This is a genomic window from Streptomyces sp. NBC_00104, assembly GCF_045160825.1.
GTDB lineage: Bacteria > Actinomycetota > Actinomycetes > Streptomycetales > Streptomycetaceae > Streptomyces.
Genome location: NZ_CP108215.1, coordinates 3,747,449 through 3,761,414, shown reverse-complemented (window position 1 = coordinate 3,761,414; position 13,966 = coordinate 3,747,449). Strand labels below are relative to the sequence as shown.

General features: G+C 70.6%; 18 protein-coding genes. 11 read left to right on the top strand and 7 right to left on the bottom strand.

Features of this window, described 5'->3' with window-relative positions; all coding sequences use genetic code 11:
- Nucleotides 1–32: 32 nt before the first annotated feature.
- Genes OG272_RS16560 through OG272_RS16540 form a run of 5 tightly spaced genes read left to right on the top strand, consistent with a single transcriptional unit; the run spans nt 33 to nt 2,560 of the window.
- Complete coding sequence (locus OG272_RS16560) at nt 33–263, top strand: hypothetical protein (RefSeq protein ID WP_326582896.1); 231 nt, start codon at nt 33–35, stop codon at nt 261–263.
- 29 nt (nt 264–292) lie between these two features.
- Entirely contained in the window at nt 293–424 is a 132-nt protein-coding gene (locus OG272_RS16555; RefSeq protein ID WP_327732396.1) for a hypothetical protein, read from the top strand.
- Nucleotides 421–1,170: a DNA repair protein RecO gene (gene recO / locus OG272_RS16550; RefSeq protein ID WP_326582897.1), complete on the top strand. Its 750-nt coding sequence runs from the start codon at nt 421–423 to the stop codon at nt 1,168–1,170. The genes OG272_RS16555 and recO overlap by 4 nt, the downstream gene beginning before the upstream one ends.
- 25 nt (nt 1,171–1,195) lie before the next feature.
- Nucleotides 1,196–2,032 (top strand): isoprenyl transferase, encoded by an 837-nt coding sequence (locus tag OG272_RS16545; protein ID WP_326582898.1) that lies wholly within the window; start codon nt 1,196–1,198, stop codon nt 2,030–2,032.
- Nucleotides 2,033–2,035: 3 nt separating this feature from the next.
- The gene (locus OG272_RS16540) at nt 2,036–2,560 is read left to right on the top strand and encodes a YcxB family protein (RefSeq protein ID WP_326582899.1); all 525 of its coding nucleotides are present in this window, start codon (nt 2,036–2,038) and stop codon (nt 2,558–2,560) included.
- A gap of 70 nt (nt 2,561–2,630) precedes the next feature.
- Here OG272_RS16540 and OG272_RS16535 read toward each other — a convergent pair whose 3' ends face one another.
- From OG272_RS16535 to OG272_RS16520, 4 genes are all read right to left on the bottom strand, one after another.
- Nucleotides 2,631–3,047, bottom strand: a complete 417-nt coding sequence (locus OG272_RS16535; RefSeq protein WP_326582900.1) for a transcriptional repressor — start codon at nt 3,045–3,047, stop codon at nt 2,631–2,633.
- A 72-nt stretch (nt 3,048–3,119) separates the two neighbouring features.
- Nucleotides 3,120–4,064: a metal ABC transporter permease gene (locus OG272_RS16530; protein ID WP_326582901.1), complete on the bottom strand. Its 945-nt coding sequence runs from the start codon at nt 4,062–4,064 to the stop codon at nt 3,120–3,122.
- Between the two features lie 13 nt (nt 4,065–4,077).
- Nucleotides 4,078–4,845 carry a metal ABC transporter ATP-binding protein gene (locus OG272_RS16525; RefSeq protein WP_327729772.1) on the bottom strand — a complete coding sequence of 256 codons (768 nt, stop codon included), beginning with the start codon at nt 4,843–4,845 and terminating at the stop codon, nt 4,078–4,080.
- Between the two features lie 19 nt (nt 4,846–4,864).
- Nucleotides 4,865–5,827 (bottom strand): metal ABC transporter substrate-binding protein, encoded by a 963-nt coding sequence (locus OG272_RS16520; protein WP_327729773.1) that lies wholly within the window; start codon nt 5,825–5,827, stop codon nt 4,865–4,867.
- Nucleotides 5,828–6,032: 205 nt separating this feature from the next.
- Here OG272_RS16520 and OG272_RS16515 point away from each other — a divergent pair, with 205 nt between their 5' ends.
- Nucleotides 6,033–7,415, top strand: coding sequence for a glycine--tRNA ligase (locus tag OG272_RS16515; protein WP_327729774.1), 1,383 nt, complete (start codon nt 6,033–6,035; stop codon nt 7,413–7,415).
- Nucleotides 7,416–7,541: 126 nt separating this feature from the next.
- Here the strand turns inward: OG272_RS16515 and OG272_RS16510 are convergent, their stop codons facing one another.
- Entirely contained in the window at nt 7,542–8,657 is a 1,116-nt protein-coding gene (locus OG272_RS16510; RefSeq protein WP_327729775.1) for an endonuclease/exonuclease/phosphatase family protein, read from the bottom strand.
- Between the two features lie 201 nt (nt 8,658–8,858).
- Here OG272_RS16510 and OG272_RS16505 point away from each other — a divergent pair, with 201 nt between their 5' ends.
- The 3 genes from OG272_RS16505 (at nt 8,859) to OG272_RS16495 (ending at nt 11,640) form a co-directional block, all read left to right on the top strand.
- Nucleotides 8,859–9,809, top strand: coding sequence for a DUF4394 domain-containing protein (locus OG272_RS16505; RefSeq protein ID WP_327729776.1), 951 nt, complete (start codon nt 8,859–8,861; stop codon nt 9,807–9,809).
- A 188-nt stretch (nt 9,810–9,997) separates the two neighbouring features.
- Nucleotides 9,998–11,026, top strand: a complete 1,029-nt coding sequence (locus OG272_RS16500; RefSeq protein WP_327729777.1) for an aldo/keto reductase — start codon at nt 9,998–10,000, stop codon at nt 11,024–11,026.
- Between the two features lie 26 nt (nt 11,027–11,052).
- The gene (locus OG272_RS16495) at nt 11,053–11,640 is read left to right on the top strand and encodes a TetR family transcriptional regulator (protein WP_326582913.1); all 588 of its coding nucleotides are present in this window, start codon (nt 11,053–11,055) and stop codon (nt 11,638–11,640) included.
- A 212-nt stretch (nt 11,641–11,852) separates the two neighbouring features.
- Here the strand turns inward: OG272_RS16495 and OG272_RS16490 are convergent, their stop codons facing one another.
- Together OG272_RS16490 and OG272_RS16485 are read right to left on the bottom strand one after the other, a co-directional pair.
- Nucleotides 11,853–12,299, bottom strand: coding sequence for an SUKH-3 domain-containing protein (locus OG272_RS16490; protein WP_326582914.1), 447 nt, complete (start codon nt 12,297–12,299; stop codon nt 11,853–11,855).
- Nucleotides 12,300–12,359: 60 nt separating this feature from the next.
- Nucleotides 12,360–12,818 (bottom strand): VOC family protein, encoded by a 459-nt coding sequence (locus OG272_RS16485; protein ID WP_327729778.1) that lies wholly within the window; start codon nt 12,816–12,818, stop codon nt 12,360–12,362.
- Nucleotides 12,819–12,883: 65 nt separating this feature from the next.
- Between OG272_RS16485 and OG272_RS16480 the strand changes: the two genes are divergently transcribed.
- On the top strand, nt 12,884–13,510 hold the full coding sequence (locus tag OG272_RS16480) for an ABATE domain-containing protein (protein WP_326582916.1): 627 nt from the start codon (nt 12,884–12,886) through the stop codon (nt 13,508–13,510).
- A gap of 24 nt (nt 13,511–13,534) precedes the next feature.
- Nucleotides 13,535–13,939, top strand: a complete 405-nt coding sequence (locus OG272_RS16475; protein ID WP_326582917.1) for an SRPBCC domain-containing protein — start codon at nt 13,535–13,537, stop codon at nt 13,937–13,939.
- Nucleotides 13,940–13,966 lie beyond the last annotated feature (27 nt).

Here is a 13,966-nt window from a genome sequence, read left to right as displayed (position 1 = left end):
CCCTCACCGGGCATTTCGGCGGCGGCCCTGCGGTGAGCGGTAACGGGAAGAAGCCGGCGATCGGTACCTACGCGGTCGACACCCGCACCGGGAGAGTCGGCCGGGTCATGGGCCACGAGGGGCCGTACGTACAGCTGCGGCCGGTCGGCGGAGGAAGGGAGTGGGACTGCGCCCCCGACGCCGTACGGGCCGCCACGACCATAGAACGGCTGCGCGCGGCGACCGCGTACGAGAACGCCCGCAGCAGAGGCGAGGTCCCTTGAAGGGGTGACCGTGGGCGAGAATGGGCGGCATGAGCCTGTTCCGCGACGACGGCGTCGTCCTGCGCACCCAGCAGCCGGGTGAAGCGGATCGCATCATGCTGCAGTCCCCCGGGGGACGACCCCCGTACCCCCAGCAGGAGACTCCCGGGGGTGTGCGGTGAGTCTGTTCCGCGACGACGGCGTCGTCCTGCGCACCCAGAAGCTCGGTGAAGCGGATCGCATCATCACGTTGCTCACTCGTGGTCACGGGCGGGTGCGGGCCGTGGCCCGGGGGGTGCGGCGGACGAAGTCGAAGTTCGGGGCGCGACTCGAACCCTTCTCCCATGTGGACGTGCAGTTCTTCGCGCGGGGCAGCGAGCTGATCGGACGCGGACTGCCCCTGTGCACCCAGAGCGAGACCATCGCTCCGTACGGCGGCGGCATCGTCAGCGACTACGCCCGCTACACCGCCGGGACGGCCATGCTGGAGACCGCCGAGCGGTTCACCGACCACGAGGGCGAGCCCGCCGTGCAGCAGTATCTGCTGCTCGTCGGCGGGCTGCGCACCCTCGCCCGCGGCGAGCACGCGCCGCACCTCGTCCTCGACGCCTTCCTGCTGCGCTCGCTCGCCGTCAACGGCTACGCCCCCAGCTTCAGCGACTGCGCCAAGTGCGGCATGCCCGGACCGAACCGGTTCTTCTCCGTCGCCGCCGGAGGGTCCGTCTGCGTGGACTGCCGGGTGCCCGGCAGCGTCGTACCCTCGCCGCAGACGCTGGAACTGCTCGCCGCGCTTCTTACGGGAGACTGGGAGACCGCGGACGCGAGCGAGCCGCGGCACGTGCGGGAGGGCAGCGGGCTGGTGTCCGCCTATCTGCACTGGCATCTGGAGCGCGGCCTGCGCTCCCTTCGGTACGTGGAAAAGTCGTAAGCACCACAGAGGAGACGAGAAGCACATGGTGGTACGCGGGTTCCTCGGGCGTCAGCGCCGCGAGTACAAGACGCCGACGCCGCACCCGTCCGGCGCCCGCGCGCCCAAGCTCCCCGGCGAGCTGGTCCCGGAGCACGTGGCGATCGTCATGGACGGCAACGGCCGCTGGGCCAAGGAGCGCGGGCTGCCGCGCACCGAGGGGCACAAGGTCGGCGCCGAGCGGGTGCTGGACGTCCTCCAGGGCTCGATCGAGATCGGCGTCCGCAACATCTCCCTCTACGCCTTCTCCACCGAGAACTGGAAGCGCTCGCCCGACGAGGTCCGCTTCCTCATGAACTTCAACCGCGACTTCATCCGCAAGACCCGCGACCAGCTCGACGAACTCGGCATCCGGGTCCGCTGGGTGGGCCGCATGCCGAAGCTGTGGAAGTCGGTCGCCAAGGAACTCCAGGTCGCCCAGGAGCAGACCAAGGACAACAACCTGCTCACCCTGTACTTCTGCATGAACTACGGCGGCCGCGCCGAGATCGCCGACGCGGCCCAGGCCCTCGCCGAGGACATCCGCGCGGGCCGGCTCGACCCCTCCAAGGTCAATGAGAAGACCTTCGCGAAGTACCTGTACTACCCGGACATGCCGGACGTCGACCTCTTCCTGCGCCCCAGCGGCGAGCAGCGCACCTCCAACTACCTGCTCTGGCAGAGCGCCTACGCCGAGATGGTCTTCCAGGACGTGCTGTGGCCCGACTTCGACCGCCGTGACCTGTGGCGCGCCTGCCTGGAGTTCGCCTCCCGCGACCGCCGCTTCGGCGGCGCCATCCCGAACGAGGAACTCCTCGCGATGGAGGGCCGGACGGAGGACTGACCGTTGGCCGAGGCCGGTGGGGAGAACGTCGAGCTGGTGTACCGGGCGGCGGTCGGGGACTTCCGTGAGGCGGTCCGCGCGTCCACGCGCGCCTCGGCCGTCGGCCGGTGGGGGCAGGGGCTGCTGCTGTTCTCCGCCGGGGCGGGCGCGCTCGTGACGATCGTGGCGCTGGCGTCGGGCCGTACGCCTGACGCCCAGGTCCTCGTGATGCCGGTGGCGGCGGTCGTCGGACTCGTCCTGCCGCCCCGGCTCCAGGCCCGCCTGCTGCACCGGCGGGCGGCGGCCCGAGGACTGCACCGCACCGTGCTGGACCTGTGGGGCGTGACCGTCCGGCACGACCACGGCATCGACCGTCCGGCCCGCTGGTCACAGGTGTCCCGGTACGCGGAGACCCCGCGCACCTTCGTTCTCCTCACCGGCGCCCACGCGCCCCGCCTCACCGTGCTGCCGAAGCGGGGCCTCATGGACCCCGCCGACGCCGACCGGCTCCGCGCCGTCCTCGACCGCGAAGGCCTGACCCGGCTGTAGGGCGACGACCCCGACCAGGTCGCGGGGCCTCCATCGGAACGAGCCGGAGCACCGCCTCGGCCGCGACGCCCTAAGCGGACGGCTTCGCCGCGCACTCCGCGCAGGTGCCGAAGATCTCCACCGTGTGGGCGACGTTCACGAAGCCGTGTTCCGCGGCGATCGCGTCGGCCCACTTCTCGACCGCCGGTCCCTCCACCTCCTCGGCCTTGCCGCAGACCCGGCAGACGAGGTGGTGGTGGTGCTCGCCGGTCGAGCAGCGGCGGTACACGGCCTCGCCGTCGGAGGTGCGCAGGACGTCGACCTCGCCCGCGTCGGCGAGGGACTGCAGCGTGCGGTACACGGTGGTGAGCCCGACCGAGTCGCCCTTGTGCTTGAGCATGTCGTGGAGTTCCTGCGCGCTGCGGAACTCGTCGACCTCGTCCAGTGCCGCGGCCACGGCCGTCCGCTGCCGGGTGGAACGACCTCGTACAGGTCCAGCGGTCGTCACCGTTGCCTCCTCACGTAGCGGGGTCTTGCCGGGCCATTGTGCCAGCCCGGAGCGCCCCCGGTCGGACGCCGGTCAGCCCGTGGACGCCTCGGAGGAGCCCCTGCCGGCCGGAACCGTGTCCCTGGCGCCCCCCGCCCCGGCGGCCTCACGGGCCCCCGGGATCACACACTCCGCCGGGTCGCCGGCGGCTGCTTCCAGGGCCTTGGCCCGCCGCCTGGCCAGCGGTGTCGCCAGCGCCGTGAGCACCATGAAGGCGGCGATGGCGAGCAGCACGATCGTCGCGCCGGGCGGCACGTCCTGGTAGTACGAGGTGACCGTGCCGCCGATGGTCACGGAGACCCCGAGGGCGACGGCGACCGCGAAGGTGGCCGCGAAACTGCGGGTGAGCTGCTGCGCGGCGGCGACGGGGACGACCATCAGCGCGGACACCAGCAGCAGCCCGACGACGCGCATGGCGACGGTCACGGTCACCGCCGCCGTGACCGCCGTCAGCAGGTTCAGCGCGCGCACCGGCAGGCCGGTGACCCGGGCGAACTCCTCGTCCTGGCTGACCGCGAAGAGCTGCCGCCGCAGGGCCAGCGTCATCACGATCACGAACGCGGCCAGGACGCAGATCGCGGTGATGTCCTGCTGGGACACGGTCGAGAGCGAGCCGAAGAGGAACGACATCAGGTTGGCGTTGGTGCCGCCGGGCGCGAGGTTGATGAGCATCACACCGCCCGCCATGCCGCCGTAGAAGAGCATGGCGAGGGCGATGTCGCCGCGTGTCCTGCCGTACCAGCGGATCAGCTCCATCAGGACCGAACCCAGCACGGCCACCAGCGTCGCCATCCACACCGGGGACCACGAGAGCATGAAACCGAGGCCCACGCCGGTCATCGCGACGTGGCCGATGCCGTCGCCCATGAGGGCCTGGCGGCGCTGGACGAGGTAGATGCCGATCGCGGGGGCGGTGATGCCGACGAGGACGGCGGCGAGCAGGGCCCGCTGCATGAAGGCGTAGTTGAGGATGTCCATCGCGATCGCCTTCTCAGCTCAGCAGGCCCGTACGGACGGGCTCGGTGCCCGGCGCCGCGTGCGGGTGTACGTGGTCGTGGCCGGGCAGCGCGTGCTGGCCGACCGCCTTCGGGGGCGGGCCGTCGTGGGCGACGCAGCCGTCGCGCAGCACCACCGCGCGGTCGATCAGCGGCTCCAGCGGGCCCAGTTCGTGGAGGACCAGCAGCACCGTCGTGCCCTTGGCGACCTGCTCGCGCAGGGTCGCGGCCAGCACCTCCTGGCTGGCCAGGTCGACGCCCGCCATCGGCTCGTCCATGATCAGCAGCTCGGGTTCGGAGGCGAGGGCACGGGCGATGAGGACGCGCTGGTGCTGGCCGCCGGAGAGGGCGTTCACCGAGTCCTTGGCGCGGTCCGCCATGCCGACCATGTCCAGGGCCCGGCGGATCGCCTCGTGGTCGGACCTGCGGAGGATGCCGAGGCGGGTGCGGGAGAGGCGGCCCGAGGCCACGATCTCCGTCACCGTCGCCGGGACACCGCCCGCCGCCGTGGTGCGCTGCGGCACGTACCCGAGGCGCCGCCAGTCGCGGAAGCGGCGCCGCGGGGTGCCGAACAGCTCGATCTCGCCGTGACTGGCCGGTACCTGTCCGATCACCGTGCGTACGGCGGTGGACTTGCCGGAGCCGTTCGCGCCGAGCAGCGCGACGACCTCACCGCGGTGCACGGTGAGGTCGATGCCGCGCAGGACCGTGCGCGAGCCCAGTTCGGCGCGGACACCGCGCAACGCGATGACGGGCTCGCTCATGCCTGCTGCCTCCGAGTGATCACTTGGCTCCCAGAGCGCTCCGGAGCGCCGTGAGGTTGGCTTCCTGGACCGAGAAGTAGTCCTTGCCGCGCGACTTCTCGGTGATGCCCTCGATCGGGTCGAGGACGTCCGTCTTGAGGTTCGAGTCGGCGGCGATGGTCTTCGCGGTCTTGTCGCTGACCAGTGTCTCGTAGAACACGGTGGTCACGCCGTCGGCCTTCGCCATCTTCTCAAGTGCCTTGACCCGGGCGGCACTCGGCTCGGACTCGGGGTCGAGGCCGGAGATGGCCTCCTCGGTGAGGCCGTAACGCTCGGCGAGGTAACCGAAGGCTGCGTGGGTCGTGATGAAGACCTTGGTGTCGGTGTTCTTCAGACCGTTCTCGAACTGGTCGTTCAGCGCGCCCAGCTTCTCGACCAGGGCCTCGGTGTTGGTCTTGTACGTCGAGGCGTGGTCCGGGTCGGCCTTCTCGAAGGCGGCGCCGACGCCCTTGGCGATCTCGGCGTACTTCACGGGGTCGAGCCAGACGTGGGGGTCCTTGCCGGCCAGTTCCTCGTTCTCGTGCTCGTCGTGCTCGTCCGCGTGGCCGCCGACCTCGTTGCCGTGGTGCTCCATGGCGGTCAGCGTGCCGGCGTCGATCTTCGTCTTGAGCTCGGACTGCGAGACCGCGTCGTCGACGGAGGGCTGCAGGCCCTTGAGGTAGAGCACGGCGTCCGACTCCTGGAGCGCGGCCGTCTGCTGGGCGCTGATCTCCAGGTCGTGCGGTTCCTGGCCGGGTTCGGTCAGACTGGTGACGTTCACGTGTGTCCCGCCGATCTGCTCGGCGAGGAAGGCCATCGGGTAGAACGACGCGACGACGTCGAACTTGTCCGTGTTGCCTGCGGCGGCACTGTCGGTGGAGCAGGCCGAGAGAGTGGTGAGGCTCAGGGCGGCGGCCGCGATCGCGGCCGCGGGTATCAGGACTCGTCGTCGTACTACGTTCATGACAGTCATTTTCATCTTGTCTGGAAACGATTGTCAACAAGCCTGGTGGTAAGCCCTTGGTAAGGCCTATGTCCGGTCTGGACCCGAACCGATTTGATTGCAGGGCAGCCTCCGCCGGTAATCTGAAGCATTCGCTCTGAAGCGCATCCGCTGCCCCGCAGGAGCGCATCGCTTCGTCGCCCGTCGTCGTAATGAAGAGAGCACCGTGGCCGCCGACAAGATCGACACCATCGTCAGCCTGAGCAAGCGCCGTGGCTTCGTATTCCCGTGCAGCGAGATCTACGGCGGCCAGCGTGCCGCCTGGGACTACGGACCGCTGGGTGTCGAGCTCAAGGAGAACATCAAGCGTCAGTGGTGGCGCTACATGGTGACGTCGCGCGAGGACGTGGTCGGTATCGACTCGTCCGTCATCCTGGCCTCCGAGGTCTGGGTCGCCTCCGGTCACGTCGCCACCTTCTCCGACCCGCTCACCGAGTGCACCTCCTGCCACAAGCGGTTCCGCGCGGACCACCTGGAAGAGGCGTACGAGGCGAAGAAGGGCCGCCTGCCGGAGAACGGCCTCGCGGACGTCAACTGCCCCAACTGCGGCACCAAGGGCCAGTTCACCGAGCCCAAGCAGTTCTCGGGTCTGCTCTCCACCCACCTCGGCCCCACGCAGGACACCGGCTCCATCGCCTACCTGCGCCCCGAGACCGCCCAGGGCATCTTCACCAACTTCGCCCAGGTGCAGACCACCTCGCGCCGCAAGCCCCCGTTCGGCATCGCCCAGATGGGCAAGTCCTTCCGCAACGAGATCACGCCCGGCAACTTCATCTTCCGCACCCGCGAGTTCGAGCAGATGGAGATGGAGTTCTTCGTCAAGCCGGGCGAGGACGAGAAGTGGCAGGAGTACTGGATGCAGGAGCGGTGGAACTGGTACACCGGCCTGGGTCTGCGCGAGGAGAACATGCGCTGGTACGACCACCCGCAGGAGAAGCTCTCCCACTACTCCAAGCGCACCGCCGACATCGAGTACCGCTTCCAGTTCGGCGGCAACGAGTGGGGTGAGCTGGAGGGCGTCGCCAACCGCACCGACTACGACCTCTCCGCCCACTCCAAGGCCTCCGGCCAGGACCTGTCGTTCTACGACCAGGAGGCGAGCGAGCGGTACGTGCCGTACGTCATCGAGCCCGCCGCCGGTGTCGGCCGCACCATGCTGGCCTTCCTCCTCGACGCGTACACCGAGGACGAGGCGCCGAACGCCAAGGGCAAGCTGGAGAAGCGGACGGTGCTGCGCCTCGACCACCGCCTCGCCCCGGTGAAGGTGGCGGTCCTTCCGCTGTCCCGCAACCCCGAGCTGTCCCCCAAGGCGAAGGGGCTCGCGGCGGCGCTGCGGCAGAACTGGAACATCGACTTCGACGACGCGGGTGCGATCGGGCGCCGTTACCGTCGCCAGGACGAGATCGGTACGCCGTACTGCGTGACCGTCGACTTCGACACGCTCGACGACAACGCGGTGACGGTGCGTGAGCGGGACTCGATGAAGCAGGAGCGGGTCTCGTTGGACCAGATCGAGGGTTACCTCGCGGCTCGCCTCATCGGCGCGTGATGCCGGTCGCCGGGTTCGCGTCTGCCCGGCTCGGGTGATGGGCCGGCCGCTGGTTGTCCGTGGCTGGTCGCGCAGTTCCCCGCGCCCCTTCGGGGTGCGGGGAACTCGGCGTTCACAGGGCCTGGTTCAGATGCGCAGGTCCGCGAACAGGGCCGCGTGGTCGGAGGCCTGGTTCGCCTTGGACGTGACCGTGGCGAAGGACGGGAAGGTTCTCGGGGCCCAGATGCCCCGGCGCTCCACGCCCACGTTCGTCACCCGGTCCCACAACTCCGGGCTGAACATGAGGTAGTCGAGCTTCTGCTCGTCCCGCTTGCCGGTGCCGTGGGTGCCCGGAGGCTGGGTGCCGTAGCTCTCGTGGGTCATGGCCTCGCGCAGGCCGGCGTCGAGGAGCAGCTTGACGGGGGGACTGGCGAGGAAGTCGTTGAGGTCGCCGGCCACCACGACCCGCGAGGAGCGTTCGAGGGCGGCCTCGTAGATCTCCCCGACCCTCTTGGCCTGGGCCTTGCGGCGTTTGTCGTTCTCGGAGGCGCGGCCGAAGCCCTTGCTCTTGAAGTGGTTGCCGAGGATCCACAGGGGCTCTCCGCCGACCTCCACCTCGAACTCGGGGCAGTCCCGGCTGAAGACCGGGTTGCCGTCGGCGCCGGGATCGAAGATGTGCGACCGCACGGACGTGATCGGGAACCGGCTGAGGATGCCGACGTCGATGCCCCGACTGTCGTTGCCGTCGACGAGCAGGTTGAACGGGTACGGGTCGTGGCCCACCGCGCCGCCCAGCACCTGGGTGTTGAAACGGTCCAGGGTGAGGCGGTCCTCCACCTCGACCGTGAGCAGGATGTCCGCGTCCACCTCCGCTATCACCCGGGCGGTGTTCTCCACCGCGTCCCAGCTGAGGTCGCCCCGCACCAGGTCGGCCCAACCGGACCACTTCGGGCGCCCCTTGGCGACGATCTTGATGACGGGACTGCCCGTCGGGGAGACCGTGTAGAGCTTGGCGCCGCCTCGGGGCTGGTTGACGAAGAACGGCCGTTCGCTGCCGGGCTCCGAGTCGTGCGCGTCGTGCTTCACGATCAGCTCGGCGATCCGCTCCTTGTCCGCGTCCTGGTAGATCTCCTTGTCGAGGAGACCGACCAGTTCGTTGAAGTCGTCCAGGATCTCCTTGCGGCGCTCCTCGTCGTCGAGGCCGAACACCAGGGGCCGGCGGAAGAGGTTCTCGGCGTTGAAGGTGGCGATGCGGATGGTCATACGCCCTCCTGGGGCCGCGGGGCCGGTGACAGGCACCTCGAATTCTCCGAGAGCGGATGAACGGTATCCAACAGAACGACACGGAAACGTCGGTAGTACCCGGAAATTCCTCGTACGACCCACCAATCCGGACCTGCCCCGGTTCCGAAGGAGAGGCATGCGGCCCGCAGGGGGCGGGCCGCGCGTCTCACGGGGGCTTACATGCGCAAGCAAGCGATCATCGGTGTACTCACGATGGCGGTGGCGATCGGGACGGTCGGCGCGGTCGGCTCCGGGGCCCTGGGTGGATCCCCGGCGTCGGCCGGGGCCTCGGAGGGCGACGCCGCCGGTATCGGAACCGGCGTCGAGTCCAAGGGGGGCGGCCTCGGCGGCGGGGCGCGGGTGCCCGGCGGGCTGAAGGCCATCGGCCTCACCGCGGACCGGCGGCTCGTCGTCTTCCGCGTCGACAGGCCGGGCGCGGCCGTCCCGCTGGGCAAGGTCGGCGGCCTCAAGGGCGACACCAGGCTCGTCGGCATCGACTACCGCGTCCAGAACAACAAGCTGTACGGCGTCGGCGACAAGGGCGGCATCTACACCCTCCGCGAGGTGGGCGCCAAGGCCACCAAGGTCTCCCAGCTCACGGTCGCCCTCCAGGGCGAGGCGTACGGCGTCGACTTCAACCCCGCCGCCAACCGCCTCCGCGTGATCAGCGACACCGGCCAGAACCTCCGCCACAACCTCGACGACCCCCAGGGCGCCCCGGCCGCCGGCACCACGGCCGTCGACGGCACCCTCACCAACCCGCCGGTCCCGCCCGCCACGGCCGGGGCCACGGCTCAGGGGGTGACCGGGGCGGCGTACACGAACAACGACCTCGACGCCACCACCGCGACCACCCTCTTCGACCTCGACACCACGCAGGACCAGGTCTCCGTCCAGTCCCCGGCCAACGCGGGCAACCTCGCCCCCACGGGAAAGCTCGGCGTCGACGCGCCGCCGCGCTCCGGGTTCGACATCTACAGCTCGGCGAGGAGCGGGGTGAACGCCGGGTACGCGGTGACGGGGACGCGAGTGTTCAGCATCAACCTGCTGACAGGAAAGGCGAGTTCGACGGGGAGCTTCGGGAAGGGGCGGCAGGTGGTGGACCTGGCGATACCGCTGCGACAGGGCTGAGGGTCGACAGGGCTGAGGGTCGGCGGGTGACGGGTGACGGGTGACGGGTGACGAGTGACGAGTGACGAGTGAGGAGGCGTCTGACGGATGGCGCCCGACACTCGACGCCCAACACTCGACGCCCGACTTCTGACACATGACAGCTGACAGATATTGAAATCTGTCAGCTGTCATGTCATCGTGGTGGCATGACGACCACGATGCAGACCCGCACCCTCGGATCCACCGGCCCCCAGGTCTCCGCCCTCGGCCTCGGCTGCATGGGCATGTCCGCGCTGTACGGCGACGCCGACCGGGCCGAGTCCATCGCGACGATCCACGCGGCCCTCGAAGCCGGCGTGACCCTGCTCGACACCGGCGACTTCTACGCGATGGGCCACAACGAACTGCTGATCGGCGAGGCCCTGCGCGCCGCGCCCGCCGCCCGCCGGGAGCAGGCGCTGACCAGCGTCAAGTTCGGGGCGCTGCGTGACCCGGACGGAGGCTGGTCCGGGTACGACGGCCGCCCGGCGGCGGTGCGGAACTTCGCCGCGTACTCCCTCCAGCGCCTGGGCACGGACCACATCGACGTGTACCGGATCGCGCGGGTCGACCCCGACGTGCCGATCGAGGAGACGGTCGGCGCGATCGCGGAACTGGTGGAGAAGGGCTATGTCCGCCACATCGGCCTGAGCGAGGTGGGCGCGGAGACGATCCGTCGCGCGGCCGCCACGGCCCCGATCGCGGACCTCCAGATCGAGTACTCGCTGATCTCACGCGGCATCGAGGAGGAGATCCTGCCGACGACGCGCGAGCTGGGCATCGCGGTCACGGCGTACGGGGTTCTCTCGCGAGGCCTGATCTCCGGGCACTTCGCCCGTGACCGCCGGCTGGCGGCCAACGACTTCCGGGCGTTCTCGCCCCGCTTCCAGGGGGACAACCTCCAGCGGAACCTGGACCTGGTGGAGGCGCTGCGGAAGGTCGCCGAGCAGAAGGGGGTGTCGGTCGCGCAGATCGCGATCGCCTGGGTGCTGTCGCAGGGGCCGCGCCACGACACGACCGTCGTCCCGCTCGTCGGGGCCCGTCGCCGGGACCGGTTGGCCGAGGCGCTGGGCGCGCTGGAGGTGACCCTGGACGTGGCCGACCTCGCGGCGATCGAGGACGCCGTACCGGCCGACGCGGCGGCGGGCGACCGGTACCCCGCGGCCCAGATGGCACACCTCGACAGCGAGCGCTGATCCGTCCGCCGGGTACGGTTCCCTCCATGTCACCGACCTCCGAGCCCCTGACCGCCGAGCGCATCCTCGAAGCGACCGAGGACGTCCTGCGCCGCCACGGGCCCGCCAAGGCCACCGTGGTCGACGTGGCCCGCGCGCTCGGTGTCAGCCATGGGAGCGTCTACCGGCACTTCCGCACGAAGGCGGTGCTGCGGGAGGCGGTGACCAAGCGCTGGCTGGACCGTACGACGGCGACCCTGACCGCCATCGCCGCCGAGGACCGCGACCCGGAGGCACGGCTGCGCGCCTGGCTCGCCGCCCTCTTCGAGGCCAAGCGCCGCAAGGCCGGCGACGACCCCGAGCTGTTCGCCACGTACCAGGTCCTGGCGGAGGAGAACGGCGAGGCCGTGGGCGCCCACATCGCCGACCTGACCGGCCAGTTGGCCCGGATCGTCCAGTCCGGCGTCGACGCCCGCACCTTCACCTCCACCGCCCCGGCCCCGGCTGCCCGAGCCGTCTTCCACGCCACCGCCCGCTTCCACGACCCCTCCTACGCCCCCGTCTGGCGACAGCCGGACATCGAGGCCCAGTTCGAGGCGGTCGTGGAGTTGGTGATGCGGGGGCTGCGGGCCTGAACCGGGCGCACGGCAGGGGAGGCTCCGGTGAGGTGGGGCGTGCGCGTTCGGTGGGGGGAGTGGTGCGCCGCAGTCCCGAGCGGGGTGACCGTGGCGTCGGTGAGGGCGGTCCAGCGGGTGAGGGCCTCCTGGCGGGAGCCGGTCGCCGTGGCGGTGGCCGACTCCGTCGCGGCCTCCGGGACGCATGGCGCTCCCGCACGGGTCAGCCTGACTCAGCCGGTGAGGCGGCGCGGCTTGACCCCGAGGACCAGGTTCTCCATGGCCTCCGGCATCCGGCCGAAACTGCCCACCCACATCTCGACGAGATAGATCTCGCCGAACTCGTCGATGCCGAGGAAGTGCCGCCCCTCGTCCAGCTCGCCCAGGGGAAAGAGGTGACGCCCGATCTCCTCGCCCCACTCCTCGAACCGGCCCTCCTCACCGACCAGCAGCTCGGGATCGAACTCGAAGGGAGTCCGGGCGACACTGATCCCGGGGCCGTGCACGCTCACGTACAGCCCGCCGAACTCCGCGAGGAAACTCTCGGCGGCCTCGTGCATGACCAGCCCCGCTTCCGCGAACAGCGTCCGCCAGGCCCCGGTGTCGACCTTCCTGCCCGGTGCCCAGCCGGCAGCCGTCAGCGCCTCGCGCACCTTCGGCGTCCAACTCCGACTCCCCACCGCGAACCTCCCCCTGGTCGAGAGGCGATCATGTCACCGCCGCCCGGTCGACGCCCACGCCTACGCCGCGCAGAACTCGTTGCCCTCCGGGTCCCGCATCACCCACCAATGCCCCGCCGGGCCCCTGTCGAACTCCTCGACGCGGGTGGCGCCCAGGGTCTCCAGGCGGGCCGTGAGAGCCTCCAGGCCGTCGGGGCCGGAGTGGATGTCGATGTGGAGGCGGTTCTTGGCCGTCTTGGGTTCGGGGACGTCCTGGAAGAGGAGGCGGCGGCCCTTGCCGATGCCGGTGAAGGGGTCGTACGGGTCGTCGGGGTGGCGGACGGCGGCGTAGCCGCGGAAGACGTGGTGGCCGTGGTGCTCGGTGACGGCGGCCTGGGGGAGGTCGCCCGTGGAGAGGAGGTGGCTGATCAGGGTGCTCGGGTCCTCCACCACGTAGCCGAGCGCCGCGGCCCAGAAGTCGGCCAGGGGCTGGGCGTCCCGCGTGTCGATGACCAGTTTCCAGTTCAGTGCGGCAGTCATGTAACCGGTTATATTGGTTACATGGTTCGCCGTCCAGGGCATCGACCTCGAAGGAGGTGTCGGGAGTGTCGGGCATCCGCCTGCGGTCCTACTCCGGGAACGTCTACCGGTTCGATCCGGGCGCCCTCTGCCTGGAGTTCCTCGTCACCGGCGGCCCCGGCGCCCTGACCCGCCACGAGGTGCTGCACACCCCCGATGACCTGGTCCGATGGGCCGATCAGTCCCGGCTCACCCCCACACCCCCCGCCCTCCACTTCACCGACGACGACGTGGCGTACGCCCGCCGGCTGCGCGACGCGCTGGCCCGTACGGTCGTCTCCCGTGTCTGCGGCGGCGGGCTCCCCGAGCTGGGCATAGCCCCGGCGGACACCGCCGACGTCGACCTCCTGAACGAAGCCGCCGCCCACCCGCCGCTCGCCCCCGCCATCGGCGCGGACGGCACCCGGGGCTGGGCCGCCGGGCCGGCGACCGGCGCGCAGCTCCTCTCCACCGTCGCCCGCGACGCCGTCGAGCTCCTCACCGGGCCGTACGCGCAACGGATCCGCATGTGCGCCGGCGACCGCTGCTACCTCCTCTACGTCGACACCTCCCGGCCCGGCCGCCGCCGCTGGTGCTCGATGGAGCACTGCGGCAACCGCCACAAGGTCCGCGCCCACCGCGTGCGCCGCTCCGGGGTCGACCCGGTCGAGTAGAAGTCCACGAGAAGGGTGATCCTCATGTCCACTCGATCCACCGGACTCACCAAGGACGCCGGATGGCAGGTCGGTGTCTCCCGCACCCTGGCCCAGTCACCCGCCGCCGTATGGGAGTTCATCAGCGGGCCGCGCGGGCTGGAGCTGTGGCTCGGGGCCGGGGCGCGGCTCTCTCCCGAGCCCGGCGCCCCGTACGAGACCGACGCGGGCGTCACCGGCGAGGTGCGTGGCTACCGTCCCGGTGACCGCATCCGCGTCACCTACGGCGACACGACCGTCCAGGTCGCCGTCTCGGCGGCCGGCGGCGGCCGGTCCGTGCTCGTCTTCCACCAGGAACGCATGGCGGGCCCGGAGGAACGTGAGCGTCAACGGGCGCACTGGCGAGGGGTGATGGACCAGGTCGTCGAGGCGCTCGACCAACTGGCCTGACGGCTGAAGGCGGTTACCGGCCGGGAC

What these genes read in the sequence shown, in the direction of transcription:
- OG272_RS16555 (WP_327732396.1), top strand. Translation starts at nt 293, where the DNA reads ATGAGCCTGTTCCGCGACGACGGCGTCGTCCTGCGCACCCAGCAGCCG.
- OG272_RS16545 (WP_326582898.1), top strand. Translation starts at nt 1,196, where the DNA reads ATGGTGGTACGCGGGTTCCTCGGGCGTCAGCGCCGCGAGTACAAGACG.
- OG272_RS16530 (WP_326582901.1), bottom strand. Translation starts at nt 4,064, where the DNA reads ATGGACATCCTCAACTACGCCTTCATGCAGCGGGCCCTGCTCGCCGCC.
- OG272_RS16525 (WP_327729772.1), bottom strand. Translation starts at nt 4,845, where the DNA reads ATGAGCGAGCCCGTCATCGCGTTGCGCGGTGTCCGCGCCGAACTGGGC.
- OG272_RS16520 (WP_327729773.1), bottom strand. Translation starts at nt 5,827, where the DNA reads ATGAACGTAGTACGACGACGAGTCCTGATACCCGCGGCCGCGATCGCG.
- OG272_RS16510 (WP_327729775.1), bottom strand. Translation starts at nt 8,657, where the DNA reads ATGACCATCCGCATCGCCACCTTCAACGCCGAGAACCTCTTCCGCCGG.
- OG272_RS16505 (WP_327729776.1), top strand. Translation starts at nt 8,859, where the DNA reads ATGCGCAAGCAAGCGATCATCGGTGTACTCACGATGGCGGTGGCGATC.
- OG272_RS16500 (WP_327729777.1), top strand. Translation starts at nt 9,998, where the DNA reads ATGACGACCACGATGCAGACCCGCACCCTCGGATCCACCGGCCCCCAG.
- OG272_RS16495 (WP_326582913.1), top strand. Translation starts at nt 11,053, where the DNA reads ATGTCACCGACCTCCGAGCCCCTGACCGCCGAGCGCATCCTCGAAGCG.
- OG272_RS16485 (WP_327729778.1), bottom strand. Translation starts at nt 12,818, where the DNA reads ATGACTGCCGCACTGAACTGGAAACTGGTCATCGACACGCGGGACGCC.
- OG272_RS16475 (WP_326582917.1), top strand. Translation starts at nt 13,535, where the DNA reads ATGTCCACTCGATCCACCGGACTCACCAAGGACGCCGGATGGCAGGTC.